Here is a 26719-nt window from a genome sequence, read left to right as displayed (position 1 = left end):
CCACGACAGGCCCGGACAGATCCGGGCGCTATGGACGGGGAGTGACAGACAGGTGAGCAGCCCACATCAGGCGAAACGCATCGACAGGTCGATGGCCTGTACGTCCTTGGTCAGCTTGCCGATGGAGATCCGGTCGACGCCGGTTTCGGCGATGGCGCGCAGCGTGTCGGCGTTGACATTGCCGCTGGCTTCGAGCCGGGCACGGCCTGCGGTCAGTGCCACGGCGGCACGCAGACCGTCGGTATCGAAGTTGTCGAGCAGCACCAGGGTTGCCCCGGCTTCGAGTGCCTGCTCGAGCTCACCCAGCGTTTCCACCTCGATCTGCACCGGCACCGTGGCCGGCACCGTGGCGGCTGCCAGTGCCAGTGCCTCGCGGATGCCGCCGGCAGCGGCAATGTGGTTTTCCTTGATCAGCACACCGTCGTACAGGCCGATGCGCTGATTTTCGCCCCCTCCGACGCAAACGGCGTACTTCTGCGCCAGGCGCAGGCCCGGCAGGGTCTTGCGCGTGTCATAGACCCGGGCCCGGGTGCCGGCAACCAGGTCGGCATGCCGGCGGGTCGCGGTCGCGGTCGCCGACAGCAACTGCAGGAAGTTCAGTGCGCAGCGCTCTCCGCTGAGCAGGCCACGGGCCGGCCCGTCCAGCTCGCACAGCACCGTGCCGGATTCGACGCGGTCGCCATCGGCAACCCGCCACACGATGTGCACGGCCGGCTCGACCTGGCGGAAGCACTCGATGAACCAGGCGATGCCGGCGATAACGGCCGGTTCCCGGGCCAGTACCGTGGCATGGCCCTGCGCGTCGGCGGCAACCAGACTGGCCGTCCAGTCACACGCGCCGATATCCTCGGCCAGCGCAGTGGCAACATCACGGGCAATCAGGTGGGCGGCAGGCAGGACGGGCATGGGAAGCGACTCCGGAAACAGGGCGGAAAGAGGCCGAGTCTAGCCGCGTCGGCGCCCCGCCGCCAGCATGCTACTCGTTCGGCGGGCGACGCAGCAGCGTCAGGGTCAGCGTGAGTTCGCCCTCGTCATCATCGCTGGAACGCACGCCCTGCAGGCTCAGCTCGGATGGCAGCAGCACGCTGATGCCATGGCCGACCCCGACCTTGCTCCACGTCCGCTCCAGCCGCTTGAACACCCGTTGCGCCGGCAGGCCGGCATCATGGTCGAGCGCAAAGCCATAGGACTCGGCCGCATTGTCCAGTGCCTGACTGACGTGCTCGCGCGGCACGAATTTCTCGGCCATGGCCGCCACCTGACGCGGCGACACATCGGTTTCCTCACGGCACAGCGTCAGCACCTCGTCCTTGAAGCGCGCCTGTGCGGACGGGTCGTCAATGTCATCTGACAGCTGGTCAAGCACTTCCACCATCATCTTGCTGCTGGAGCCGGTATCCGGCACGCGCAGCGCCTTGAGGAAATCGTCGAGCCAGAACTTGGTCTGGTTGCCAAGCCGGTCGACGGCATAGACCGTCGGCCCGTTTTCCAGAATCAGCGCCCCCTTGTCGATCAGACGCGGGTTGATCCCCGACGCATGCGACACATCGAACACATTGGCCGACTCGATCACGGTCAGAAAATCGTCACGGACCTCGGACTTGAACACGCCCAGACCACGCTGGGTGTCTTCGCCATAAGGCAGGCCGTTGAACAGGATGACCAGCAGATCCCCCTCGCGAATGTTCGGATGCTGCGAATGCGCCTGCAGATGCCTGGCGATCCGCTGTGACACGGCCAGGAAATCCAGCTCGCCACGGAAGAACTGACGGGTGAAATGATAGAGCTCGTTCTGGTTCAGATCGGACTCGTGAAAAAACTGGTACTTGCGCTTGTCGGAGACGATCCCCTTCAGGTAGCCCGCCAGAATCAGGTCCGACACCGCCTCGTCAACCTCGGTGGCCCGATCGGACAGCTGCAGGCGCTCTCCGCGAGACAGGTTGCCGACACGATGCACTGCCAATCGCTCTACGCTGGGTTCGTCCATGTTGCTGTACTTCCTTGGTGTGATCGTTGCAAGGCGCAATTATTCCCAGCGCGAGGCCACTTGACAACACGACCGTGCCCACAGGAGCCGGGCACCACCACGCGGGGAAGGAAAAGTGATGGCGCCGGCCGGATATTGGCACCGGTTTTTTTTGAATTCTGTTTTCGCGTGAAATTCAAATAGCGGTTATCCATTAGCCTCATGACATAAACTCTCAAGCGAATCAAGATTACCGCCCACGGCAAACAGAAACGCATGCATAATTTGCCAGGATTGCAAAACCCGTTCCAGCCGTGGATGATCAATCAATCGCGTCGCTGCACAGCCCGTCGCACCATGCCAAAGATTCTTCCTGAAATACCCGCCCCCGCGAAAGCAGCGGGAATACATGACTGCATCAGTGAACCACACCGCCAAAATATGCAGCCATCCAGATTGATTCGTACCGCCATCCTGCTGATGGCACTCCTTGTCCCCGGCCTGGGCCAGAGCCGGGAGGCATCGCCGCAAGCGGCGCATGCCGATGCCTCCCCGGCCCGGGCCACCGTCGCGCTCAATCAGGCCGATCAGGCCTGGCTGAGCAGCCACGGCCAGAAAATCGTGGCCGGGCTGGTGCCCAACGACCTGCCCCCCTTTGATCTGGTCGACTTTGAAGGCAGATACCGGGGCATCAGCGTCGACTACCTCGAAGCAGTCGGGCGCGAACTGGGAGTGAATATAGAATGGCGGCCATATCCATCCCGGACACAAATGAAAGCCGCGCTGCGCAATGGCGAAATCGATGTCGTGACCACCGCACACATGCGCCAGGAAAACCAAGACATTCTTTATTCACACAATTACATTCCCAACAAGCTGGCTATCGTCGAGCGATCCCCTGCACTTGCCCGGCATGATGAAAACACCGCCCCCACACTCGCTTTCGTCCGTGAGCACATACAGCCCGGCCAGTTGAAAAAATACTATCCCGACTGGCGTCATCAGCCCTACCGGGGAATTATCGAGGCATTGCAGGCCGTTTCCTTCGGCGACGCCGATGCCTATATCGGCAACATGACGGTCTCCAACTACGATATTGACCAGCTGCAATTGCTGAACCTGAAAATTACCAATTTCGCCGCTTTCGACGAGGATGGTTTTTCCTTTGCCGTCAGCAACCGCCAGCCCGTACTGCTGGACATGGTCAACAAGGCGCTCATGGCCCTGCCCTCCACATTCCAGGTGGAAGCACGCGCACGCTGGGAGACGTTCGCCAACCACATGCAGCCGATCACGAAGGTGCAGCTGTCGGCCGCGGAGAAGAACTGGATCAGCCTGCACCCGGTCGTCAGCTACGCCGGCATCAGTGACATGCCACCCTTCATCTTCCGCGGCAGGGATGGCCAGCCAGCCGGCCTGTCGGTCGACGTGATGAACCTGATCGGCGAACGCACCGGTCTGAAATTCACCGGCACGCTGTACGATACCCAGGCCAGGGCGCGGGAAGCGCTGGCACAGGGCAAGGCCCAGTTGTTGTCCTCGATGTACGAGATGCCACCGGACAAGCACCTGCCACTGCGCTCGCTTCCCTACCTGAGCGACCTGATGGTCATCGTTACACGCAAGGGCGAAGCGCACCTGCGCAATATCGGCGCCCTGACCGGCAAGACCGTTGCCGTGATGACGATGAATCCGCTCCACGACACGCTGCGCCGGCAATACCGGGGCGTCACCGTCCACCCGGCCAGTTCGGCCAGGGAAGCACTGGAGCAACTGGCCAACGGCAAGGTGGATGCTGCCATCGTCAGCATCTCCATCGCCAATTACCGTCTCAACCAGTTCCATCACAACCGCCTGGTCATCAGCGGCACCGCCGGCGATCTGCCGCGACCGATCAGCCTCGGCATTGCTCCCCACCACCCGGAGCTGCTGGATATCGTCAACAAGGCCATCATCAGCCTGTCGCCCAGCGAGCTTGAGTCGCTGCGGCATCGCTGGCTGACCAGCCGCCCGCATCCGGAATCGAGCTGGGACCGCTACAGCGACCTGCTGTTCTATGCGGCGGCGGTCGTCGTTGCCGCCCTGCTGATGATCCTGCTGTGGAGCCACTCCCTGAAACGGGAGGTCCGCCGCCGGAAAAGCGCGGAGCGCACATTGCGCGACCAGCTCGCCTTCCAGTCCACCCTGCTCGACAGCATCCCGCAGCCGGTGGTCGTCCGCGACCTGGAAGGCAAGCTGCTGAGCTGCAACCGCTCGTACCTGTCGTTCAACAAGCGCCCCGGCTCGGCGCTGGTCGGCCGCCGCCTCGATGAAGTGCCCGACCTGACCATCGACGATGCCTCGGTACGCCTCATCATGGCGCTGTACCGCCAGTCGCTGGAAGAAGACCGTCCCATTTTCCGGGACGTGCAGGTCACCCGGTTTGGCCAGCAGATCGACCTGCTGTTCTGGACGACCCCGTTCTATGCTGCCGACGGCCGTCAGCGCGGGCAGCTGGGCGGCTGGCTCGACATTACCGAACGGGCCCGGCTGGCAAAGGAACTGAAGGTCGCCAAGGATGCGGCGGAAAGTGCGGACCGGGCCAAATCCACCTTCCTGTCGACCATGAGCCACGAGATCCGCACACCGATGAACGCCATCATCGGCCTGCTTGACCTTGCGCTGCGCCAGCCGCCACCACCGGACAAGCTGCGCGAGACGCTGGATACCGCCTGCCATGCCGCCCGACAGCTGATGGCACTGCTGGACGATATCCTCGATGTCTCGAAGATACAGGCCGGCAAGCTGGATCTGGCTCCACGCCCGGTCGAGCTCGGCACGCTGGTTGACAGCACAGCCCGGGTCTTTCACGGACTGGCGCGCCAGAAGGGGCTGGCGTTCGACATCGATGCGGATCCGACGCTGGCCTGCTGGGTCATGGCCGATCCGGTACGGCTGCGTCAGATCATCACCAACCTGATGTCCAATGCGATCAAGTTCACCCATTCCGGCGGCATCAGGCTTTCCAGCAGCCTCCAGCCGCAGGGATCGGGCCAGGTACAGCTGAGCGTCAGTGTCATCGACAGCGGCGTCGGCATCGATGCGGCCGAGCAGGCCGGTCTGTTCCAGCCCTTCGTCCAGTTGCCGAGCCGCGCCCATTGTGGCGGCACCGGACTGGGCCTGGCGATCTGCAAGCAGCTGATCGATCTGATGGGGGGCGAGATCAGCATGGCAAGCACGCCGGGCAAGGGCACCACCGTGTCGTTCCAGGTCAGGCTCGATATCGCGCCACGACCGGCAGTCCAGGTCGAGCGTCCGGACCAGAACGACGGCCAGATGGTGGAAGGGCGGTTTTCCGGCCTGCGCGTCCTGATCGTTGACGATCACCCGGCCAACCGTATCGTGCTCCGCAACCAGCTGGAGTATCTGGGGTGCCGGGTCATCGAGGCCATCGATGGTCAGGATGGACTGGACAGGTGGCGTGCCGACGAATTCGACCTGCTGATAACCGACAGCTACATGCCCCGCCTGAGCGGCGAGGCCCTGACCCGCACCATCCGGGCCGACGAAGCACGCCAGGGACGGGCAGCCATGATCATTATCGGCCTGACGGCCAACACCCAGCCCGAGAGCCTGCGCGATGCGACGGATGCCGGCATGACCATCTGCCTGTCAAAACCGGTCGACATCGACATGCTGGTGGACATCATCTCGGAGCAGTTGCCTGCCCACCCAGCGCATCCTTCGGCCGACGCCGTCTCGCTGGACCGGCTCGACGAGACCTTCCATGGCAACCGGCATGCCGAACGGACCTTTCTGGCCCAGTGGCGCGACAGCAACGATGCCGACCTGGCCCGCATCGGGCAGGCATGGCGGCAACAGGATTTCCGCGCGCTCGGCGAGCTGGGCCATCGACTGAAGGGCCCTGCCCGGCTGATCGACTATCCGGCTTTCATCGATGCCTGCGAAGCGGTCGAACAGGCGAGCGCGTCCGGCTCACACCCGGCGATGACCGAAGGGGTTGCCCGACTGCAGCAGGTCGTGCTCACCCTGAACGCAAAAATCCTGGAGCGGCTCTCGGTGCTGGACCGGGCGGAGGGCTGATGCCCTGCCGCCCATTGCGCAACGGGCGGCAATGGCGTAAAGAAAACCATCACCACTCACGTCCGCACCATGTCCGACTCCCTCTCCGTTGCCGCCCGCCTGCTCTCCGACCGCCGCCGCAGCGGCCAGCCCGGTCCCCGGTTGCCCCCGGACTGCCGCCCGGCCGATGCCGACAGCGCCCTGGAGATCCAGGAAGCGGTCATCGCCCGGCTCGGCGAGCGCATTGGTGGCTGGAAATGCGGTCTGCCTGGCACCGAACAGCCGATTGCCGCCCCCATCCATGCCGGTGACTGCCACGCAGACAGCCCGGTCCCGGTCCGGGGCAACAGCGTGCAGGTCGAACCCGAACTCGCCTTTGTCCTGGCCCATGATCTGCCGGCGCGCTCCGTTCCTTACCGGGAAGCGGAAGTGGATGCCGCCATCGGCAGTATCCACCTGGCGCTGGAACGGGTCGGCAGCCGTTACCTGCCGGTGGAAGACACGACGTTCCCGGAACGGCTGGCTGACGGTCTGAGCAATGAAGGCCTGGTTATCGGTCCCGCCGTCGGAATGACCCTGGCCCGTCGTGCCGCGACCTTTCCGCTGCAGGTCGCCTGGGGCGGAAAACCACGGCTGGCACTCGACGCCCGTCATCCCGCGGGCCTGCCACAGGCGCCGCTTTACTGGCTGGTCGAGTTCCTGCGCAGCCGCGGCCGGACGGTCCGGGCCGGTCAGCCCGTCATCACCGGTTCCTATGCCGGCGTGGTGACGCTGCCGGTCGCGGAGACCCTCACCCTCCGCTTTGGCGAGCTGGGGGTGCTGACCGTCCGTTTCGAATCCGCTCAGTAGCGCGTGCCGCGCGCCATTTCGACAAAGAACCCGGCGCCGTAGCCCAGCGCCTGGTCATTGAAGTCGTAATGCGGATTGTGCAACGGCGCGACATGGGCGTCCCCGTCGACCCCGAGCCACATATAGGCGCCAGGGCGCCGCTGCAGCATCAGCGAGAAATCCTCGGAGGCCATCGACGGCACGCAGTCGAACTCGACCGCCCCGTCTCCCACCACCCGGCGTGCGGCAGCAATGGCCAGATCGGTCTCCCGCGAGGTGTTGACCGTCGGCGGATAGCCATCGATATGACGCACATCCGCCGTGGCGCCGAAAGCGGCGGCAGTATTGCCGGCAATTTCGCGAATCCGCCGTTTCGCCAGCTGGCGGTCCACTTCGCGCATGGCGCGGACGGTGCCGCGAATGACGGTGCTGGCCGGGATCACATTCCACGCATCGCCACCATGCAACTGGGTCACGGTCACCACCAGCGCCTCATGCGGATCGATGCTGCGGCTGACGATGCTCTGCAGGCTGGTCACGATCGTCGCTGCACACAGAAGGCTGTCTACGCCCTTGTGCGGCTGCGCGGCATGGGCCCCCGTGCCGCTGACGATGATCTCGAACGTATCCAGTGACGCCATCATCGGCCCGGGATTGATGGCGAAATGACCAAGCTTCAGCCCGGGCCAGTTATGCAGCGCATAGACGGCATCGCACGGAAAGCGGTCGAACAGCCCGGCCCGGATCATCTCTCCCGCGCCACCGGCCATTTCCTCCGCCGGCTGGAAAATGAAATGCAGCGTGCCGCAGAAATCACGATGCCGGGCCAGATGCGCCGCCGCTCCCAGCAGCATGGCGGTATGGCCGTCATGCCCGCAGGCATGCATGCATCCCGGATGGGCAGAACGGTAATCGAAGGTATTTTCTTCACTGATCGGCAGTGCATCCATGTCGGCACGCAGCCCGATCGACGGGCCGGCACCATTGCGCAGCGTGCCCACCACACCGGTCCCGGCGATATTGCGCTCGACATCGAGTCCGAATTCGGCCAGCTTTTCCGCAACCAGGCCCGCCGTACGGTATTCGTCAAAAGCCAGTTCAGGATGGCGGTGGATCATGCGCCGCCAGGTTTTCATCTGTTCAAGCAGATCTGCGTCGAGGGTCATGCGTGCCTTCGCCAGGAAACCGGTAGTACATATCAGTGTGGGCAAGCCGCATTGCCAGTGTCAATCCGGACCCGCCCCCCACTTGTCCTGATACAAATCTGCTAGCCGATCAGGCGCGCTGACAGGGTAAGGGTCGCATTCAGCAGTTTCGAGACCGGACAACCGGCTTTCGCGGCATTGGCCGCCCGGTCGAAAGCCTCCGGGTCCCCGCCGGGGATACGGGCCACCACGTCCAGGTGCACGGCCGTGATGGTGAAACCGCCGTTCCCTTTCTCCAGCGTCACCGCTGCCCTGGTCTCGATGCTGTCCGCCACCATGCCGGCGTCACCCAGTTGCAGCGACAGCGCCATCGAGAAGCAGCCGGCATGGGCAGCACCGATCAGTTCTTCGGGATTGGTGCCGGGCCCGCCTTCGAAGCGGCTTTTGAATCCGTAAGGCGTATCCTGCAGAACGCCGCTCTGGGTCGAGATCGTACCCGCGCCATCCTTGATGCTGCCATGCCATTTTGCCGATGCCGTCTTCTGCATGAGAGCGCTCCTGAAGGGGGAATGGAAGGCGCGGCAGGAATGCCGCGCACTCTCGTTGTAGGCGACAAGACGACGATAGACCAGCGGCAGTGTCAGCGACCGGTCACGGCACAGGCAAGAATGCGCAGCATGGCGGCGGTGGCACCCCAGACAAAGTGGTCGCCGTGGCTCAGCGACAGGTAGTGGCGCAGACGGCCGTCGCGCTCGATGGTATGCCTTTCGTACTGGCGTACATCCAGCACCCTGTCCAGCGGCAGCTCGAAGATCTCCGCCACCTCGCCCGGCTGCGGCACCAGCCCGGCCGGCGGCAGCAGCAGGCCGACCACCGGCGTGACGGAGAAGCCGGTAATGGTCACATACGGAGGCAGCTCGCCGACCAGTCGCACCAGGTGCGGCGCCAGCGCAATTTCTTCCTGCGCCTCGCGCAGTGCGCAGGCGACGGCATCGACATCACCGGGCTCGCGTTTGCCGCCCGGGAAGCTGATCTGCCCGGCATGGTGGCGCAGCCCCTCGGTACGCCGCGTCAGCAGCACACCCGGCCCGTCCGGACGCCAGACCAGCGGCACCAGCACCGCAGCAGGCCGTGCGTCGGCATCGTGGTGACGATCGGGGATATCGCCGGCCTGCTGGCCTGGATCGAAGCGGGCAAGACAGTCGGACAGCCAGCGCGCGGCGTCCGGCAGCGCGGGAGGCAGAATCAGGGAGGGAGGCATCGTCACGGGATTGTCGGTCTCGAATCGGGGACCTGCGCATGCCGGCGCAAAAAACGCCGGGCGACAGGCACCCGGCGTTTTTATCACATCCGCAACCGTTCCACGCGTTCAGCGACGCATCGAGTCGAAGAACTGCTGGTTGGTCTTGGTGCTCTTGAGCTTGTCGAGCATGAACTCCATCGCCTCGATGTCGTCCATCGGGTACAGCAGCTTGCGCAGCACCCACAGGCGCTGGAGCTGGTCCTGCGGCAGCAGCAATTCCTCGCGGCGGGTGCCGGAGCGATTGATGTTGATCGCCGGGAAGATCCGCTTTTCCGCCATGCGGCGGTCCAGGTGGATTTCCGAGTTGCCGGTGCCCTTGAATTCTTCGTAGATCACATCGTCCATGCGGCTGCCGGTATCGATCAGCGTAGTGCCGATGATGGTCAGCGAACCGCCCTCTTCGATGTTGCGCGCCGCACCGAGAATACGCTTCGGGCGTTGCAGCGCATTGGCGTCCACACCACCGGTCAGCACTTTGCCGGAACTCGGCACGACGGTGTTGTAGGCACGGGCCAGACGGGTGATCGAGTCGAGCAGGATCACAACGTCCTTCTTGTGCTCGACCAGGCGCTTGGCCTTCTCGATAACCATTTCGGCGACCTGGACGTGGCGGGTGGCCGGTTCGTCGAAGGTCGACGCCACCACTTCACCCTTGACCGTCCGGGTCATTTCCGTCACTTCTTCCGGCCGTTCGTCGATCAGCAGCACGATCAGGATCACGTCCGGATGGTTGGCGGCGATCGCATGGGCGATATGCTGCAGCATCACGGTCTTGCCGGACTTCGGCGGAGCAACCAGCAGGCTGCGCTGACCACGGCCGATCGGCGCGACCAGGTCGATGACGCGACCGGTGATGTTTTCTTCGCTCTTGATGTCGCGTTCCAGCGACATCCGCTCGGTCGGATGCAGCGGCGTCAGGTTTTCGAACAGGATCTTGTTCTTGGCCTTGTCCGGGGTCTCACCGTTGATGCGGTCGACCTTGACCAGCGCGAAATACCGCTCGCCTTCCTTCGGCATGCGGATTTCACCCTCAATGGTGTCACCGGTATGAAGGTTGAAGCGGCGGATCTGCGACGGGCTGATATAGATATCATCCGGGCCGGCCAGATACGAGGTATCCGGGGAGCGCAGAAAACCGAAGCCGTCGGGCAGGACTTCAAGCGTGCCATCGCCAAAAATGCTTTCGCCTTTCTTGGCCTGGTTTTTCAAAAGCGCAAAGATGAGATCCTGCTTGCGCAGGCGGTTCGCGCCTTCGATTTCGAGTGAAGCCGCCGTCTCGACGAGTTGGCTGACGTGCTGATGTTTAAGGTCGGAAAGATGCATAAAGGGTGAGTGCACGCGAGGAACGTGTGGGGGGTGACGCGGAAGGAGGAAGGGGAAACGGTACGGTTTCGGGCGGCCTGGACGCCGCCCGAGAGATTTCTTGACTCAGCTTAGACAGATTAGATGTTGCTGTCAACAAACGCGGTCAGCTGGCTCTTGGCCAGAGCGCCGACCTTGGTGGCAACCACATTGCCGTCCTTGAAAATCATCAGCGTCGGGATGCCGCGGATGCCGTACTTCGGCGGCGTGGTTTCGTTCTGGTCGATGTTCAGCTTGGTGATTTTCAGCTTGCCGTCGTATTCCTTGGCAATTTCATCGAGAATCGGCGCGATCATTTTGCAAGGGCCACACCATTCGGCCCAGTAGTCGACCAGTACCGGGCCTTGTGCCTTCAACACTTCTTCTTCAAAAGAGGCGTCGGTGACATGGACGATCAGTTCGCTGCTCATTGTGTTCTCCGTGTTGGTGCGCGTGGGCTGTATCGATTGATAGTAACAAGCGCATCCTGCGCCGACAAGGCACGCGACCGGGTGTCGTGCTGCATTGCACGGTCATGACACTAGCAAGCGGGTGCCGGCGCCACACCCAGCGCCGCCTGCAGCAATTCCCGGGTGTACGACGCCTGTGGTGCATCGAACACTTCCCGCGTCGGTCCGGCCTCGACCACCCGTCCGTTGCGCAGCACCACTACATCATGGGCAATGGCGCGGATCACCGCCAGATCGTGCGAAATGAACAGATACGCAAGACCGTATTTCTGCTGCAGCCGTTTCAGCAGCTCCAGCACCTGGCGCTGGATCGACACGTCCAGCGCGCTGGTCGGCTCGTCCAGCAGCAACAGCCGTGGCTCGAGCACCAGCGCCCGGGCAATGGCTATGCGCTGGCGCTGCCCACCGGAAAACGCATGCGGATAGCGATCACAGGCCTTCTCGTCCAGCCCGACTTCGCGCAGGATCTCCACCACCCGGGCCCGGCGTGCCGATGCCGACAGGTCGGTCCGGTGCAGCGCCAGTCCTTCACCGACGATCTCGCCAACGGTCAGCCGTGGCGACAGCGAGGAATACGGGTCCTGGAACACCATTTGCACGTCGCGCCGCAAGCTGCGCAGCGCACGCGGCGCCAGAGCCAATACCGACTGCCCGGCGAAGACCACGCGGCCGGTAGCCGGCAGCAGCCGCAGCAGCGCCAGCCCGAAGGTGGTCTTGCCGGAGCCGGACTCGCCAACCAGGCCCAGCGTGCGCCCCGGTGCAATGCAACAGGACACCCCGTCGACCGCCACCGTTTCCTCACGCCGGAACCAGCCGGCCTGACGGGAGAAAACGACCCGCACCGCCTCCGCGTCCAGCAGCGGGGGCTCGGTCGACGGCGCCTGCGGTGCCAGCGGCTCGGGGCGGCTGGCCAGCAGCGTCCGGGTGTACTCGTGCCGGGGCCGGGCAAAGACGTCCGCCACCGGCCCGCTCTCAACCAGCGCACCATGGCGCATCACGGCCACGCGATCGGCAAAGCGCTGCACCAGATTCAGATCATGGGTAATGAACAGGATCGCCATGCCGAACTCGCGCTGCAGCTCGTCGAGCAGCGACAGGATCTGCGCCTGCACGGTCACGTCCAGCGCCGTAGTCGGCTCGTCGGCAATCAGCAGTTGCGGACGACAGGCCAGCGCCATGGCAATCATCGCCCGCTGACGCTGACCGCCGGACAGCTCGAACGGATAGCGCCCGAGCTTTTTTTCCGGCTCGGGAATGCGCACCCGCCCCAGCAGCGCCAGCGCTTCCGCCCGCGCCTGCCGGCCGCTCAGTCCGCGGTGGACGGTCAGCGACTCGGCAATCTGGTTGCCGATGGGATACAGCGGGTTCAGCGCCGTCATCGGCTCCTGGAAGATCATGGCGATATCGTGCCCGCGCAGCCGGGCAATATCGCGCTCGGGCAACGTGGTCAGCTCCCGCCCCGCCCAGCGCACGCTGCCGGACAGGGTGGCTTCCGGATGCAGCCGCAGCAGTGCACTGGCAGCCTGGGTCTTGCCGGAGCCGGACTCGCCGACCAGGGCAAGTTTCTCGCCGGCACGGATGTCGAATGTCACTCCGTCGACCACAGCCTGCCCATCGTAGCGAACGGCAAGGTTTTCCACCTGCAGCAGCACCGTATCGCTCATCGTCCCTCCCGGCGCGGGTCGAAGGCTTCGCGCAGGCCTTCACCGATAAAGATCAGCAATGTCAGCGTGCCGGTCAGCACCAGAAAGGTCGACAGACCGATCCACCAGGCATCCAGGTTGTCCTTGCCCTGGGCCAGCAGTTCGCCAAGGCTGGCCGTGCTCGATGGCACCCCCAGGCCGAGAAAGTCGAGCGAGGTCAGCGCCAGAATGGCGCCGGACACGCGAAACGGCAGGAAGGTGATGACCGGCGTCATCGAATTCGGCAGCACGTGCCGCCACATGATCTGTGCGCTGCCGAGGCCGAGCGCGCGCGCCGCCAGCACATATTCCATCTGCCGGTTGCGCAGGAATTCGGCCCGCACATAGTCGGCCAGTCCCATCCAGCCGAACAGCGCCAGCAGGATCAGCAGCAGCGACAGGCTCGGCGTGAACAGCGACGCAAAAATGATCAGCAGGTACAGCTCGGGCAGCGAGCCCCATATCTCGATAAAGCGCTGCAGGAACAGATCGGTCTTGCCGCCGAAATAGCCCTGCACCGCACCGGCCAGCACACCGACCAGGCTGCCGACCACCGTCAGCGCCAGCGCGAACAGCACCGACAGCCGGAAGCCGTAGACCACCCGGGCCAGCACGTCGCGTCCCCGGTCATCGGTTCCCAGCCAGTTCTCGCGCGACGGCGCCGCCGGGTTCGGGTCGCGCGCATAGTAGTTGATGCTGTCGAAACGGTACGGCACCGGCGGATACACGGCGAAATTGCCACCGCGCTTCAGCCTGTCGACGATGAACGGGTCGTGATAGTCGGGTGGCGTGACAAAGTCTCCGCCAAAAGCGGTTTCCGGATAGTCGACCAGCAGCGGAAAGTAGTACCGGCCGTCATAGCGCACCAGCAATGGCTTGTCATTGCACAGCACGTCGGCGAACAGGCTCAGCACGAACAGCAGCGTGAACAGGATCAGGCTCACATAACCGCGCCGGTGTGCGCGGAAACGGCGCCAGGCCCGGGCGCGGGGCGGCAGCGCGGCGGCTTCGGTCATGCCTGCGCTCCGCTTTCGACGGACATGATGCAGTTGCGACCGGCTTCCTTGGCCCGGTACAGCGCCGCGTCGGCGCGGGCCAGCAACTGCATCGGGCTGTCGGCCAGCTGATTGCCGCAGGTCGACACGCCGATGGATACGGTCAGCGGCACACGCCGCCCGTCCGGCAGTACGACCGGCTCGCCGCCGATCTGGGTGCGGATGCGGTCGGCCACCAGCCGAGCCTGACCCAGCGCGGTCTGCGGCAGCAGGACGGCGAATTCTTCGCCACCATAGCGCGCGGCCACGTCACAGCCGCGCAACTGACCGCGCATGCGGTTGGCCAGCGTGCGCAGCACGATGTCGCCGGCGACGTGACCGTGGGTATCGTTGATGCGCTTGAAATGATCGGCATCGAGAAACAGACAGGAAATCGGCGCGCCATGCCGGCGCGCCCGCGCCAGTTCCTCGTCGATGCGCTGGTCGAAATAGCGCCGGTTGTAGAGGCCGGTCAGCGGATCGGTCAGGCCGAGCTGCTTCAGCCGCTCGCGGTTCAGCACATTGTCGAGACACAGCGCAGTCACGGCAGCGAACCGTTCAATGAAGTCGGTGGCCTGATCCGGTGCAAACCGCTCCGGGTCGCGGCTGCCGAGTACCACCAGCCCGATCAGTGTGCTGTCGCGCCACAGCGGCATCAGCGCCACACTGCCGGGCAATTCTGCCCAGTCCAGCGCCAGTTCGCCGAGCACCTCGCCCGGACTGCCGAGCCGCACCCGGGTCGGCAATTCACCAAGGCGCTCGACCAGCCGGGCCGGCTCCCGCTCGAGCAGCAGCCCGTCCGGCAGGACCTCGTCGTAGCCAAGGATGGCGGACACCTCGCCATGGCTGTCGGCCAGCAGCAGCCATGCCTGTTCCAGCGCCATGCGCGCCGGCAACTGATCGCGTATCCCGGCCAGAAACTGGCCGAAGCCGCTGGCACCGATCAGTGCCAGTTCGATCGCCTGGAATCGCCGCAGCACCACCTCGTTGCGCTGGGCGTTCTCCAGCATTTGCGCATAGGACAGATCCATCATCGGCTCCTATCCGCCCACAGAGTCGAAGCGCAGGCGCGGGTCGACCCAGACATAGCACAGGTCGGACAGCAGCCTCGCCACCAGCCCGATCAGCGTAAACAGGTACAGAGTGCCCATCACGACCGGATAGTCACGCTTGACCACCGCGTCGTAGGACAGCAGCCCGAGTCCGTCGAGCGAGAAGATCGTCTCGATCAGCAGGCTGCCGGAAAAGAAAGCGCCGATAAAGGCGGAGGGAAAACCGGTAATCAGCGGGATCATCGCGTTGCGGAACACGTGTTTGTACAGGATGCGGTTTTCACTGACACCCTTGGCCCGGGCGGTCAGCACATACTGGCTGCGGATCTGCTCGAGAAAGGTGTTCTTGGTCAGCAGCGTCATCACTGCCAGGCTGCCGACCACTGATGCCGTCACCGGCAGCACCATGTGCCACAGATAGTCGGCAATGCGCGCGGGCCAGTCCAGCTCGTTCCAGTTGTCGGACACCAGTCCGCGCAGCGGAAACACTTCCAGGAAACTGCCGCCGCCGAACAGTACCAGCAGGGCCACGCCAAGCACGAAGCCGGGGATCGCATAGCCGACCAGCAGCAGCGTGCTGGTGGCGACATCGAAGGCGGAACCATCGCGCACGGCTTTGCGAATGCCGAGCGGAATCGAGATCAGATAGGTCAGGAAGAACGTCCACAGGCCGAGACTCATCGACACCGGCAGCTTGGACACCACCAGCGACCCCACCGACTGGTGATGATAGAAGCTCTCGCCAAGATCGAAATGCAGGTAGCGCCAGATCATGTCACCAAAACGCTGGTAAGCCGGTTTGTCGAAACCGTACAGCGTTTTCAGTTCGGCCAGCCGGTCGGCATCCAGCCCGCCCGATGCGCGGTAGAAGCCGGTATTGGTCGTCACCATCTCGCCGACCTGCGCGCCACGGAGTTCGCGGGCCAGTTGCTCGACCGGGCCGCCCGGCACGAACTGGATCACCATGAAGGTGACCAGCAGGATGCCGAACAGGGTCGGCACCATCAGCAGCAGGCGTTTGGCGATATAGCGCCACAGGTTCATCAGTCGGTCCGGTCTGGCGGGGCGATGCCACAAGAATAAGGGTTGCTTGCACCCGCCGCCAAGACATAAACACGACTTCTGGCAGGGGATGACATGGTGACAGCACTGTTTGCGCCGGTCGTCGGCGAAAAGCCGTCAGCCTGTCTCAAGACGAGGGGGGCGGCGCCGATATTTTTTGCCGGTCATCCTGCCATTTCGCCGCCAGTGCGGTCAGCGCCGGAACGGACAGGTTGTCCAGCCGCAAGTGCTGCGCCTCGGCCAGATTCGCATAGTGACGATCCGTCGAACGGCCATACAGCGGATCGTAATGCTCGACCAGCAGCGCCTCGACCAGTGCAGGGAAAGCGCCGGCCTTGATCAGCGCTTCCCACTGCGCCAGTTTTTCCCGGCCGTGCAACTCGCGCAACTGACCGAGCCGCGCCATCAGCGGCGCCGGCTGGCGCAGGAAGTAGTCGTAATCCTCCAGCAGGAAACGGACCCGCTCGCCGAGCGGCACCTCCAGACACAGACAGTCCCCCTGATGCATCGCATCGATCAGGCTGCCCGGCACGGTCAGACGGCCGATCCGGCGCGACTCGGCCTCGATATGGACCGGCCTGGCCGGATCGAGTGCGGACAGTGCCAGCCACAGCAGACTCTCGAAACGCTTCTGCGACGGTTGCGGTTCGTCCGGCAACGCCCCCAGCACCGATCCGCGATGGCAGGCCAGCCGTTCGAGGTCGAGCACCTGATGCCCGGCCTCCGCCAGCGCATCGAGCAGCCGGCTCTTGCCCGAGCCGGTCGGCCCGCACAGCACGCGGAACCGGAACCGGGCCGGCGCTTCAGCCAGCGCATCCATTACCTGCTTGCGGTACTGCTTGTAGCCGCCTTCCAGTTGCCGCGCGCCCCAGCCAACCTGCTGCAGGATCAGCGTCATCGCACCCGAACGCTGTCCGCCGCGCCAGCAGCAGACCAGCGGGCGCCAGCTCTTGGGCCGGTCGTGGAAACGGGCATCAAGGTGATGGGCGATATTGCGCGCGACCAGCGCAGCTCCCACCTTGCGCGCTTCGAAGGGCGATGCCTGTTTGTACAGCGTGCCGACGACGACGCGCTCGTCGTCGGACAGCACCGGACAATTGATGGCACCGGGAATATGATCGTCGGCGAACTCCGCCGGTGTGCGCACGTCGATGACCTCATCGAATTCGTCGCGCTGTGCTATGGTCGCGGGCGGCAAGAAACGCATGATAAAGGGCAGTAAAAATGAGTGATGTCAGACTGACGCAATTGTCTCACGGTGGCGGCTGCGGCTGTAAAATCGCGCCCGCCGTTCTGGAAACCATCCTCGCCGGCGTACGGCCGTCGCTGCCCTTCCCCGACCTGCTGGTCGGCATCGACACCTCGGACGATGCCGCGGTCTACCGCATCAACGACAGCCAGGCCATTGTCGCCACCACCGATTTTTTCATGCCGATCGTCGACGACGCGTTCGATTTCGGCCGCATCGCCGCCACCAATGCGCTGTCGGACATCTATGCCATGGGTGGCAAACCACTGTTTGCCTTGGCCATTGTCGGCATGCCGGTCAATGTGCTGCCGCCGGAAACCATCCGCCGCATCCTCGACGGAGGCCAGTCGGTCTGCGCGGCGGCCGGCATCCCGATCGCCGGCGGTCACTCGATCGACAGCCCGGAACCGATCTACGGTCTGGTCGGCATCGGCATTATCGACCCGCGCCGGATCAAGACCAATGCCGGCGCCCGCGCCGGTGACCGGCTGATCCTCGGCAAGGGACTGGGAGTCGGCATCCTGGCCCAGGCCATGAAAAAGGGACTGCTCGACGACGCCGGCTACGCCGCGCTGATCGGCAGCACTACCCGGCTGAACACGGTCGGCACCGAACTGGCCGAACTCGACGAGGTGCATGCGCTGACCGACGTCACCGGCTTCGGCCTTGCCGGCCACCTGCTGGAAGTCTGCCGCGGCGCCGGCCTGACCGGCATGATCGACATCGACCGGGTGCCGGTCATCCGCGAAGCGCTTGGCTTTGCCGAACAGGGCATCGGCCCGGGCGCCATCGAACGCAACTGGGCCAGTTTCGGCGATGGCGTGCGCTTCGCCCACGACGTGCCGGCCTGGAAACAGCGGCTGCTGGCCGATCCGCAGACCAGCGGCGGCCTGCTGGTCGCCGTGGCGCCGGAAGCGGCCGATGCCGTTCTGGCCCGTTTCCATGCTGCCGGCTTCGATTACGCGGCAGACATCGGCGAGCTGGCCCACGGTCACGCCGGCGTCGTCGTGCGCTGACCTTACCAGCCGGGGCATGCCGGTCGGCATTGGCGAGCAGATTGCGCAACGCAACCCGCAGTGGCTGCTGGTCGGCGACGCTGATCGCATCGTGCCGCGCCAGGTGGCCGATGCCTACGCCGACGGTTTTCCCGCCGGCCGGCAACCGGCAGTGCGTGCGTTTCCGACCTGCACCACTCGTGCTGCTGGGCGGAAATCTGGACCGCGCTGCCGGCCAGGCGCCCCTAGCTGCGGGTCCGGGGGCGTTTGCTGCCGCCCGGCTTCATGGCCTTGACCTCGACCTCCACCGGACGGACCGGCTCCGCATCCAGCACCGGCGGCGTCGTTGCCTCCGCCTTCTTGCCGCGTGCGGCGCGCGGCGGCGCCGGCAACTGCCGCGCGGCAATGACTTTCTGCATGCGGCGGCGGATCTCGTCCGAATCCATCCAGATGTCGGCGCCACGCATGATCGCCTCCAGTTCCTCGCTGGACAGGAACGGGTAGCACAGCCGGTGCATGACCTTGTCGAACCACTTGCCATGCGCAATCACTTGCGCGTGCTGCTCGTTGCCCTTGCCGATCAGGCTGCCGGAGTAGTTGTGGAACATCAGCTGGCAGTTGTCGTGCACGATCAGCTCGTCGCCGGCGAGAAAGATCAGCGAACCCATCGAGTAGGCGCGCGCTTCCAGCACGGTGATGACCTTGGCCTTGCAGGCCTGGATGTTGTTGATGATCTGCAACCCGGTGTCGAAAATCCCGCCGGGGGTATTCAGGTGCAGGAAGATCACGTCGTATTCGCTGGCAGTCGACAGCGCGTTCAGCAGATCGGTATAGGCGATCGCCGGACCGATCTCGCCGGACAGATAGAAGGAGATTTGCCGGGCGACCACCTGACTGTCGTAGCGGCGGAAATAGGGTACCGGAACCGGGACAACCTCCTCGTCCTCGTCATTGCCCTCGTTGTGCATGCCCGCGGGTATCGAATGCCTGCTCATCATTGCCCCCTTCTTCTTGTCATGCCGGCCACCGGGGCGGCCGGCTTTGCTACACTCCACGGCTTAGACACTGACTCTTCCTACGGAATTCTGCATGGCCCAATATGTAATGTCGATGCTCCGCGTGAGCAAGATCGTCCCCCCCAAGCGTCAGATCATCAAGGACATCTCCCTGAGTTTCTTCCCCGGTGCCAAGATCGGCCTGCTGGGGCTGAACGGCGCGGGCAAATCCACCGTGCTGAAAATCATGGCCGGTGTCGACAAGGAGTATGACGGCGAAGTCCAGCACCTGGCCGGCGTAAAGATCGGCTATCTGGCGCAGGAGCCGCTGCTCGACAATGACGCCACCGTGCGCGAGGAAGTCGAAGCCGGCATGGGCGACGTCATGGACGCGCAAAAGCGGCTGGAAGAAGTCTATGCCGCCTACGCCGAGCCGGATGCCGACTTCGATGCACTGGCCGAGGAGCAGGCGCGGCTCGAGGCGATCATTTCCGCCGGCGCCGGCGACAACACCTCGCTGCAGCTGGAACTGGCCGCCGATGCGCTGCGCCTGCCGGCATGGGATGCCCGCATCGGTCAGCTGTCCGGTGGTGAAAAGCGCCGCGTGGCACTGTGCAAGCTGCTGCTGTCCAAGCCGGACATGCTGCTGCTCGACGAACCAACCAACCACCTCGATGCCGAATCGGTCGAATGGCTGGAGCAGTTCCTGGTGCGCTTCCCCGGCACCGTGGTCGCCGTTACCCACGATCGCTACTTCCTCGACAACGCTGCCGAATGGATCCTGGAACTCGACCGCGGTCACGGCATCCCGTGGAAAGGCAACTACAGTTCGTGGCTGGAACAGAAGGAACAGCGCCTGGAGCAGGAATCCAGGGGTGAAGCTGCGCGCATGAAGGCCATGAAGCAGGAACTGGAATGGGTGCGGCAGAACCCGAAGGGACGCCAGGCCAAGTCCAAGGCCCGTATCGCCCGCTTCGAGGAACTGTCGTCGTTCGAATACCAGAAGCGCAATGAAACCCAGGAAATCTTCATTCCGGTCGGCGAGCGGCTCGGCAGCGAAGTGATCGAGTTCGACCAGGTGTCGAAGGGCTTCGGCGACCGCCTGCTGATCGACAACCTGAGCTTCAAGGCACCGGCCGGCGCCATCGTCGGCATCATCGGCCCGAACGGCGCCGGCAAATCGACGCTGTTCAAGATGATCGCCGGCCGCGAACAGCCGGACAGCGGCACGGTGAAGATCGGCCAGACCGTGCAGATGGCCTTCGTCGAGCAGAGCCGTGAAGGGCTGGACGACGACAAGACCGTGTTCGAGGACGTGTCCGGTGGCCAGGAACTGGTCAACGTCGGCAAGTTCGAGATGTCGAGCCGTGCCTATCTGGGCCGGTTCAACTTCAAGGGCGGCGACCAGCAGAAGAAGGTCGGCTCGCTGTCCGGCGGCGAACGCGGCCGCCTGCACCTGGCCAAGACGCTGCTGAAGGGCGGCAACGTGCTGCTGCTCGATGAACCGTCCAACGACCTCGACGTCGAAACGCTGCGCGCACTGGAAGACGCGCTGCTGGAATACGCCGGCACCGTGTTCGTGATCTCCCATGACCGCTGGTTCCTCGACCGTATCGCCACCCATATCCTGGCGGCGGAAGGCGATTCGCAGTGGACCTTCTTCGATGGCAACTATCAGGAATACGAAGCCGACAAGAAGAAACGCCTTGGCGAAGAAGGCGCGAAGCCGAAGCGCATCCGCTACAAGCCGGTCACGCGCTGATCACGTAGCAGCAGCTTCAACCACAACGCGGGCCTTCGGGCCCGCGTTTGTCGTTTGCGGCGATACGTTCTGCTAGCGGATTACCCCGCAGGCGACACGGGCACCGCCGCCGCCCAGCGCCGCCGGCATGTCGGCGTGATTGTCACCACCGGCATGGATCATCAGCGCATGCCCGGCCAGATCGGACAGTTTCAGCCGTGGCGCCAGCACCGGCTGGGTCGCGCGGCCATCGGCACCGACATACAGCGCCGGCAGGTCTCCGAGATGGCCTTCGCCCCACGGGCCTTCATGCCGGCCGGTTCCGGCCGGATCGAAATGGCCGCCGGCCGCGCCGGCCGGCACCATCTTGCCGTCGATCAGCTTCGGACCGCAGTCCGCACTGGCATGCAGATGGAAGCCATGAACACCGGGCGGCAGGCCGTCCAGGTTCGGCGTGAACACCACACCGTAGGCCGACTGGGTGGCCTGTATCGTGCCGATCTGCCAGACCGGGCCTTTCTGGTCGACCAGCTGCATGTCGACCGGCACCGGTGCCGCAGCCAGTGCGGAACCGGTCAGGCCGGCCATCATCAGCAGAGCGGGCAGTCGTTTGTTCATGGTTTCTCCTCTTGTGGGTAAGGGGCGGTGACGGGGCGCCGTCAGGCCTCTGAATATAGACACGATCGCCGCGGCCTTGTCGTCCGGCTTGCATATCAAATGAGAATCATTATTATTGATGGTATGCAACCCTGTTTTACCGGAGTCCCCATCATGCTGGTTCTTGCCTTCCTGTTCTCGCTGGCTGCCGCGCTGGCGCTCCATGTCGCCTCGCCCACCCAGCAACTGATCGCCCGCCGGCTGCGGGCCGGTCGCCGCTACGCAGGCCTGCTCACCCTGGTGGCGCTGCTGTGTGCGATGCAGGCACTGGGTGCCGCAGCCGGTCTGGTCACGGCGCTGGCCCTGGGTGCTGCCAATCTGTGCATCGTGTCGCTGCTTGCCGCCGAGCGCCGCCGGGCACTGAGCAGCAACAACACCTGATCCGGTCATCGCTTCCAGCCCCGCGCCACCGGCGCGGGCATTTCCGTTTGCGCCCGCCTCCGGGCGCGATTTGCCTTTCCCGTGCATTTCGCCTATGTATACAGGTCCTGCCCCATGAGCCCGGACGGCTCATGGATGTGAGCACAATGATTACAGTGGCGTCGCCCGACTGACAGGATCTGTCGGCAAGCACGGCAGTCTGCCTGATTGAATCCTGCCTCTTCCGCCCCCGCCGCCGGGGAGAAACCTTGCTTCGCCCGTCCATTCTTCGCAAGCGGGGTATGCGGACAGTCCGAGGACCTGATTCAGGCCCCATGCCTGCCGGCAAGGGCATTCTCCCGCACGTTGCTGACCGTCCCGCCCGCTTTTGCCGGCATCCTGCCCGCCGCGCCGCCACCCGGGAGGAAAGAACATGTTCATCTTGCTGCATCTCGCCGGAGGCGTGGCGCTGCTGACCTGGGGACTCCACATGGTGGAGTCCGGTTTCATGCGGGCGCTGGGCTCGTCGCTGCGCCGTTTCATGGCCAGCAGCCTCGGCAACCGCTTCAGCGCGCTGTTCGCCGGACTGGCGGTGACCGCCGCCCTGCAGAGCGCCACCGCCACCGGGCTGATCGCCACCTCGTTCGCCGCCCGGCGCATCATGCGCCCGGTGACCGGGCTGGCCATCATGCTTGGCGCCAATATCGGCTCGACCCTGATCGTGCAGGCGTTCTCGCTGAACCTGAGCTGGATCTCGCCTGCCTGTCTGGTTGTCGGCATGGCCATGTTCGAGCGCGGCAAGGGCTCGCAGATGCGCGATTTCGGCCGCGCCATCATCGGTCTCGGCCTGATGCTGCTGGCGCTGGAACTGCTGGTCGACACCATGGCACCGGCCGAGGCGGCCCCGGCCCTGCGCACGGTGCTCGGGGCGCTGGCCGACATGCCGGCACTGAATGCCGCCATCGCCGCGCTGCTGACCTGGGCCGCCCACTCCAGCATTCCGATCGTGCTGTTCGTCATGTCGCTGGCCACCTCGAACGCCATCCCGATGAGCACGGCCATCGCCATGGTGCTGGGCACCAATATCGGCAGCGCGCTGAATCCGTATTTCGCCGGTGCGAAGGGCAATGACAACCTGCGGAAACGCCTGCCGGCCGGCAATCTGCTGCTGCGCGGCGGTGTCTGTCTCGTGCTGCTTGCCGTCACGGGCCCGCTGGCCGATGCATTGATGCAGTTGCCGGGTATCCCCGGCCACCGGATCGCCGATTTCCATACCGGGCTCAATATCGCCATTGCGGTGCTGTTTATCGGTCTGCTCGATCCGGTCGCCCGCCTGCTGGAAAAGATCTACCCGCAGAATAATGAAGCGGCGGAAGATCCGGACGCGCCCCGTCATCTGGACTCGTCGGCCATCGGCACGCCGGAAGAAGCCCTGGTCAACGCGACCCGCGAAGCGCTGCACATGGGAGATATCGTCGAGGACATGCTGACCCAGAGCCTGCCCGCGCTGCTGACCGGCGACCGGCGGCTGATTGCCACCATCGCCCGCCGCGATGATGCAGTCGACCGGCTGTACGAACGCATCAAGTTCTATGTGACCGCCGTGACCCGCGACAGTCTGGACCCCGAACAGGGCAGCAAGGCGATGGCCATCATTGCCTTCGTCATCAATATGGAGCACATCGGCGACATCATCGACCGCAACCTGATGGAACTCGCGGCCAAGAAGGCCAAGAACCGGCTGCGCTTCTCCGGCGACGGCGCAACCGAGCTCAGTGCCCTGCACGAACTGGTGCTGGAAAGCTTCCGCCGCGCCATGGCCGCCTTCATGGCCAATGACCTGCACGCGGCCGGCCGGCTGCTGGAAGACAAGGCCCGGGTGCGCGACATTGTCCGCGAGGCCGGTGACAACCACCTGGCACGGCTGCGTGAGGGTCGCAAGGACAGCATTTCGACCAGTTCGCTGCATCTGGACGTGCTGCGCGACTTCAAGCGCATCCATTCGCATATCTGCGCCATCGCCTACCCGGTAATCGAACGCAGCAACGGCCGCGACTGAACGCGGCAGACATCTCTGGAAACAGATTTGTGCCGGATGGACACAGTCTGCTGGCTTTGCTGTTATACATTTCTATATGAATGTATAACAGCAAAGCCACTGGCTCATCCACCGGGCCCTGTCTACAACGCAGAGGGACGGCCCGGCTTTCCCGTCCCTGGAGATTTCCATGCGTACCCGCCTCATCACCCGCCCGGCACTGCTCATCGGTCTGGCCCTGGCGTTCGGCAGCACCCTGCCGCCGCACGTGCTGGTGGCACCGGCGCAGGCCGCTGCCGCACCGACCCTGGCCCCGACCTGGCCGCGCACCCTCAGCGCCGGCGACAGTCACGTCGAGCTGTTCCAGCCGCAGATCGAAAAATGGGATGGCAATCAGCTGTCCGGCCGCGCGGCGCTGGCCATCAGCAGCAAAAAGGGCGCGCCGTTGTACGGCATCGCCCACTTTCGTGCCAACGCTGCCATCGACAAACCCGGCGGCATCGTCACGCTGACCGGCATCGTTATCGACGACGTGCAGATCCCGACCGCCCAGGACCGGGCGGCCGGCTACCGCACCATGCTGCAGCAGCGTCTGCCCACAGGCGGCATGTCGGTCCCGCTTGACGAGCTGCAGACCAGTTATCTGGTTTCACAGCAGATCAGCAAGGCCGGCAGTGTCGCCGTACGCAATGATCCTCCACATATCATGTTTGCCAGCACGCCCACTTTGCTGGTCCGCATCGATGGCACGCCGGTACTGCGTCCGGTCTCCGGCGCCAGTGGCTGGCAACGCGTGATCAATACCCGGGCACTGCTGCTGCGCGACGCCAGCGAACGTTATCACCTGAACGCCGCCGGCAGCTGGTACGAGGCGCCGGCGCTGAACGGCAGCTGGGTCGTGACCGGCAAGCCGGCGACGAACCTGCTGGCCGCCGCCCAGGCGGCCGCGAAGGCCGTCAAGCCGGACCCGATGCTGCCGACCAGCGGCAAAAAACCGGCAACGGCACCGGCGGTACTGATCGCCACCGAACCGACCGAGCTGGTCGTCACCGACGGCCAGCCGGCCATGCAGCCGGTCGATGGTGTCAACCTGCTGACTGTCGGCAATGCCGACCATGCGCTGTTTCTCGACCCGGCCAGCAATGACTACTATCTCCTGATTTCCGGGCGCTGGTTTGCCGGCCGTGACCTGGCCGGTCCCTGGCATGCGGTCGCCGGTTCAGCGCTGCCGGCCGACTTCGCCCGCATCCCGGCCGGTAGCCCAAAAGCCAATGTGCTGGTGTCGGTGCCCGGCACCCCGCAAGCGCGCGAAGCCGTCATTGCCGCCTCCATTCCGCAGACCGCCACGGTCTATCGCAACAAGGCCAGCCTGACTGTCAGCTACGACGGCGCGCCGCACTTCATCCCGGTCGCCGGCACGAGCCTGCATTACGCGCCGAACAGCGCACTGCCGGTCATCGAGGTCGACAGCCGCCACTACTATGCGCTGTCCAGCGGCATCTGGTTCACGGCGGCCACGCCGACCGGTGCCTGGCGGGTAGCGGACAGCGTACCGGGGGCGATCTACACCATCCCGGTCTCGTCGCCGCTGCACTACGTAACCTATGTCCATGTGTACTCGCACACGCCGCAATACGTGGTCGTCGGCTATACCCCGGGTTATTTCGGCGTGATGGTCGCCCCCGGCGGTACCGTCGTCTACGGCAGCGGCTACAGCTATGCGCCATATACCGGCGAGGTCTGGTACGGCTATCCGGACACGTATGGTTATGGCGCCGGTTTTGCGGTCGGCACCACGGTCGGGTTCGCCTTCGGCTTTGCCGCCGGTGCCTGGTGGGGCGCTCCGTCACCGTACTGGGGGCCGTACTGGGGCTGGTGGGGCGGCGGCTATCCAAGCTGGCAATACGTGAATGTCAACCAGACCAATATCTATGGTCGCTGGGGCCAGGGCACCGTCACTCATGTCGACGGCTGGAACGGCTGGAACGGCAACCAGTGGCACGGCACCGCTGCCGCCGGCTTCAACCCGTATACCGGTGGTCACTTCCAGGCCAGCCGGGGTGCCATCGGCAACGCCTATACCGGCAACTATGCCGCCGGTCGGCAGGGATCGTTCAGCAGTCCGGCAACCGGGCGCACCGGGGCCGGCCGGCAGGGCATTGCCGGCAACGCCGCAACCGGCAACTATGCGGGAGGCAGCCAGGCCGCCGGCGTCAACCGCCGCACCGGCCGTTTCGGCGCCGAGCAGACCACGGTGACCGGCAATACCGCCAGCGGTGACCGCACCGTGAACAGCAAGGGTTTTGTCGGCAACCGCCGCACCGACTCCGGCGTGGCCTGGAACAACGGCGAGGTCTATGCCGGCCATGACAACAATGTTTACCGCCGCAGCCCGGACGGCAGCTGGGAACAGCACACGCCTGACGGCTGGCAGCCAGTGCCGGCCGGCAACAGGGAGACATCGCGCCTGAACAGCGAGCACCAGGCCAGGCAGGCCGGCAACCAGCGGCTGCAGCAGGCGCCGGCACGACAGTATTTCCAGCCCCCGGAAGGCGGTGCCCGACCCGGTCAGGGTGCCAGCCGACCCGCTAGCGGTTTTTTCCCGCGCGCTGGCGGCGGCTTCCATGGCGGTTTCCGGCGCTGACTGTTGCGGCGGCATCACTTGATGCCGCCGTGAAATTGACGCGGCCACCGGCGGTCGTTATATCTCGACGCAATTCTCTTGATTTTGCGTTGAAA

The 26719-nt window shown here is 64.6% G+C and carries 21 protein-coding genes; 7 read left to right on the top strand and 14 right to left on the bottom strand.

The features are described from left to right. Nucleotides 1–66 precede the first annotated feature (66 nt). Both nadC and ACYVG8_RS17185 read right to left on the bottom strand, forming a co-directional pair. A complete protein-coding gene (nadC, locus tag ACYVG8_RS17190) occupies nucleotides 67–906 on the bottom strand; it encodes a carboxylating nicotinate-nucleotide diphosphorylase (protein WP_460746408.1) in 840 nt (279 codons plus the stop codon). 70 nt (nucleotides 907–976) lie between these two features. Next, a complete protein-coding gene (locus ACYVG8_RS17185) occupies nucleotides 977–1987 on the bottom strand; it encodes a nucleoid-associated protein (protein ID WP_107888616.1) in 1011 nt (336 codons plus the stop codon). 459 nt (nucleotides 1988–2446) lie between these two features. Here ACYVG8_RS17185 and ACYVG8_RS17180 point away from each other — a divergent pair, with 459 nt between their 5' ends. Next, the gene (locus ACYVG8_RS17180; RefSeq protein ID WP_460746407.1) at nucleotides 2447–6049 is read left to right on the top strand and encodes a transporter substrate-binding domain-containing protein; all 3603 of its coding nucleotides are present in this window, start codon (nucleotides 2447–2449) and stop codon (nucleotides 6047–6049) included. A 69-nt stretch (nucleotides 6050–6118) separates the two neighbouring features. Continuing rightward, complete coding sequence (locus ACYVG8_RS17175; RefSeq protein WP_460746406.1) at nucleotides 6119–6877, top strand: 2-keto-4-pentenoate hydratase; 759 nt, start codon at nucleotides 6119–6121, stop codon at nucleotides 6875–6877. On the opposite strand, the gene ACYVG8_RS17170 is transcribed toward ACYVG8_RS17175, so the two are convergent. From ACYVG8_RS17170 to mnmH, 10 genes are all read right to left on the bottom strand, one after another. Beyond that, on the bottom strand, nucleotides 6871–8022 hold the full coding sequence (locus ACYVG8_RS17170) for a M20 aminoacylase family protein (RefSeq protein ID WP_460746404.1): 1152 nt from the start codon (nucleotides 8020–8022) through the stop codon (nucleotides 6871–6873). The two genes, ACYVG8_RS17175 and ACYVG8_RS17170, sit on opposite strands and share 7 nt — an antisense overlap. 101 nt (nucleotides 8023–8123) lie before the next feature. Continuing rightward, on the bottom strand, nucleotides 8124–8549 hold the full coding sequence (locus ACYVG8_RS17165; RefSeq protein ID WP_107888618.1) for an OsmC family protein: 426 nt from the start codon (nucleotides 8547–8549) through the stop codon (nucleotides 8124–8126). A gap of 92 nt (nucleotides 8550–8641) precedes the next feature. Beyond that, nucleotides 8642–9262 carry a CoA pyrophosphatase gene (locus ACYVG8_RS17160; RefSeq protein ID WP_051528695.1) on the bottom strand — a complete coding sequence of 207 codons (621 nt, stop codon included), beginning with the start codon at nucleotides 9260–9262 and terminating at the stop codon, nucleotides 8642–8644. Between the two features lie 108 nt (nucleotides 9263–9370). Beyond that, on the bottom strand, nucleotides 9371–10627 hold the full coding sequence (rho, locus tag ACYVG8_RS17155; RefSeq protein WP_028498403.1) for a transcription termination factor Rho: 1257 nt from the start codon (nucleotides 10625–10627) through the stop codon (nucleotides 9371–9373). A gap of 119 nt (nucleotides 10628–10746) precedes the next feature. Further along, nucleotides 10747–11076, bottom strand: a complete 330-nt coding sequence (gene trxA, locus ACYVG8_RS17150) for a thioredoxin TrxA (RefSeq protein ID WP_028498404.1) — start codon at nucleotides 11074–11076, stop codon at nucleotides 10747–10749. 110 nt (nucleotides 11077–11186) lie between these two features. Further along, nucleotides 11187–12779: an ABC transporter ATP-binding protein gene (locus tag ACYVG8_RS17145; protein WP_028498405.1), complete on the bottom strand. Its 1593-nt coding sequence runs from the start codon at nucleotides 12777–12779 to the stop codon at nucleotides 11187–11189. Further along, nucleotides 12776–13813, bottom strand: a complete 1038-nt coding sequence (locus ACYVG8_RS17140) for an ABC transporter permease (RefSeq protein ID WP_028498406.1) — start codon at nucleotides 13811–13813, stop codon at nucleotides 12776–12778. Before ACYVG8_RS17140 ends, ACYVG8_RS17145 begins: the two co-directional genes overlap by 4 nt. After that, on the bottom strand, nucleotides 13810–14865 hold the full coding sequence (locus tag ACYVG8_RS17135; protein WP_051528696.1) for a GGDEF domain-containing protein: 1056 nt from the start codon (nucleotides 14863–14865) through the stop codon (nucleotides 13810–13812). The genes ACYVG8_RS17140 and ACYVG8_RS17135 overlap by 4 nt, the downstream gene beginning before the upstream one ends. A gap of 6 nt (nucleotides 14866–14871) precedes the next feature. Beyond that, nucleotides 14872–15921 carry a microcin C ABC transporter permease YejB gene (locus tag ACYVG8_RS17130; RefSeq protein WP_199489769.1) on the bottom strand — a complete coding sequence of 350 codons (1050 nt, stop codon included), beginning with the start codon at nucleotides 15919–15921 and terminating at the stop codon, nucleotides 14872–14874. Nucleotides 15922–16072: 151 nt separating this feature from the next. Continuing rightward, nucleotides 16073–17152: a tRNA 2-selenouridine(34) synthase MnmH gene (gene mnmH / locus ACYVG8_RS17125; protein WP_051528697.1), complete on the bottom strand. Its 1080-nt coding sequence runs from the start codon at nucleotides 17150–17152 to the stop codon at nucleotides 16073–16075. Nucleotides 17153–17169: 17 nt separating this feature from the next. Between mnmH and selD the strand changes: the two genes are divergently transcribed. After that, nucleotides 17170–18210: a selenide, water dikinase SelD gene (selD, locus tag ACYVG8_RS17120; protein WP_107888619.1), complete on the top strand. Its 1041-nt coding sequence runs from the start codon at nucleotides 17170–17172 to the stop codon at nucleotides 18208–18210. Nucleotides 18211–18434: 224 nt separating this feature from the next. Here the strand turns inward: selD and ACYVG8_RS17115 are convergent, their stop codons facing one another. Next, nucleotides 18435–19187 carry a Clp protease ClpP gene (locus ACYVG8_RS17115; RefSeq protein WP_460746402.1) on the bottom strand — a complete coding sequence of 251 codons (753 nt, stop codon included), beginning with the start codon at nucleotides 19185–19187 and terminating at the stop codon, nucleotides 18435–18437. Between the two features lie 91 nt (nucleotides 19188–19278). Here ACYVG8_RS17115 and ettA point away from each other — a divergent pair, with 91 nt between their 5' ends. After that, nucleotides 19279–20946 carry an energy-dependent translational throttle protein EttA gene (ettA, locus tag ACYVG8_RS17110; RefSeq protein WP_028498409.1) on the top strand — a complete coding sequence of 556 codons (1668 nt, stop codon included), beginning with the start codon at nucleotides 19279–19281 and terminating at the stop codon, nucleotides 20944–20946. A gap of 72 nt (nucleotides 20947–21018) precedes the next feature. Here the strand turns inward: ettA and sodC are convergent, their stop codons facing one another. Next, nucleotides 21019–21543 (bottom strand): superoxide dismutase [Cu-Zn] SodC, encoded by a 525-nt coding sequence (gene sodC / locus ACYVG8_RS17105; protein ID WP_460746401.1) that lies wholly within the window; start codon nucleotides 21541–21543, stop codon nucleotides 21019–21021. Nucleotides 21544–21696: 153 nt separating this feature from the next. Here sodC and ACYVG8_RS17100 point away from each other — a divergent pair, with 153 nt between their 5' ends. The 3 genes from ACYVG8_RS17100 to ACYVG8_RS17090 all read left to right on the top strand — a co-directional run bounded on the left by ACYVG8_RS17100 (nucleotide 21697) and on the right by ACYVG8_RS17090 (nucleotide 26624). Continuing rightward, entirely contained in the window at nucleotides 21697–21963 is a 267-nt protein-coding gene (locus ACYVG8_RS17100; RefSeq protein WP_028498411.1) for a hypothetical protein, read from the top strand. A 412-nt stretch (nucleotides 21964–22375) separates the two neighbouring features. After that, nucleotides 22376–24001 (top strand): Na/Pi cotransporter family protein, encoded by a 1626-nt coding sequence (locus tag ACYVG8_RS17095; protein WP_107888622.1) that lies wholly within the window; start codon nucleotides 22376–22378, stop codon nucleotides 23999–24001. Nucleotides 24002–24170: 169 nt separating this feature from the next. Next, nucleotides 24171–26624 (top strand): hypothetical protein, encoded by a 2454-nt coding sequence (locus tag ACYVG8_RS17090; protein ID WP_460746399.1) that lies wholly within the window; start codon nucleotides 24171–24173, stop codon nucleotides 26622–26624. The last annotated feature ends 95 nt before the right edge of the window (nucleotides 26625–26719 follow it).

The organism is Microvirgula curvata, assembly GCF_054781615.1.
This window is presented reverse-complemented; position numbering and strand designations above follow the sequence as displayed.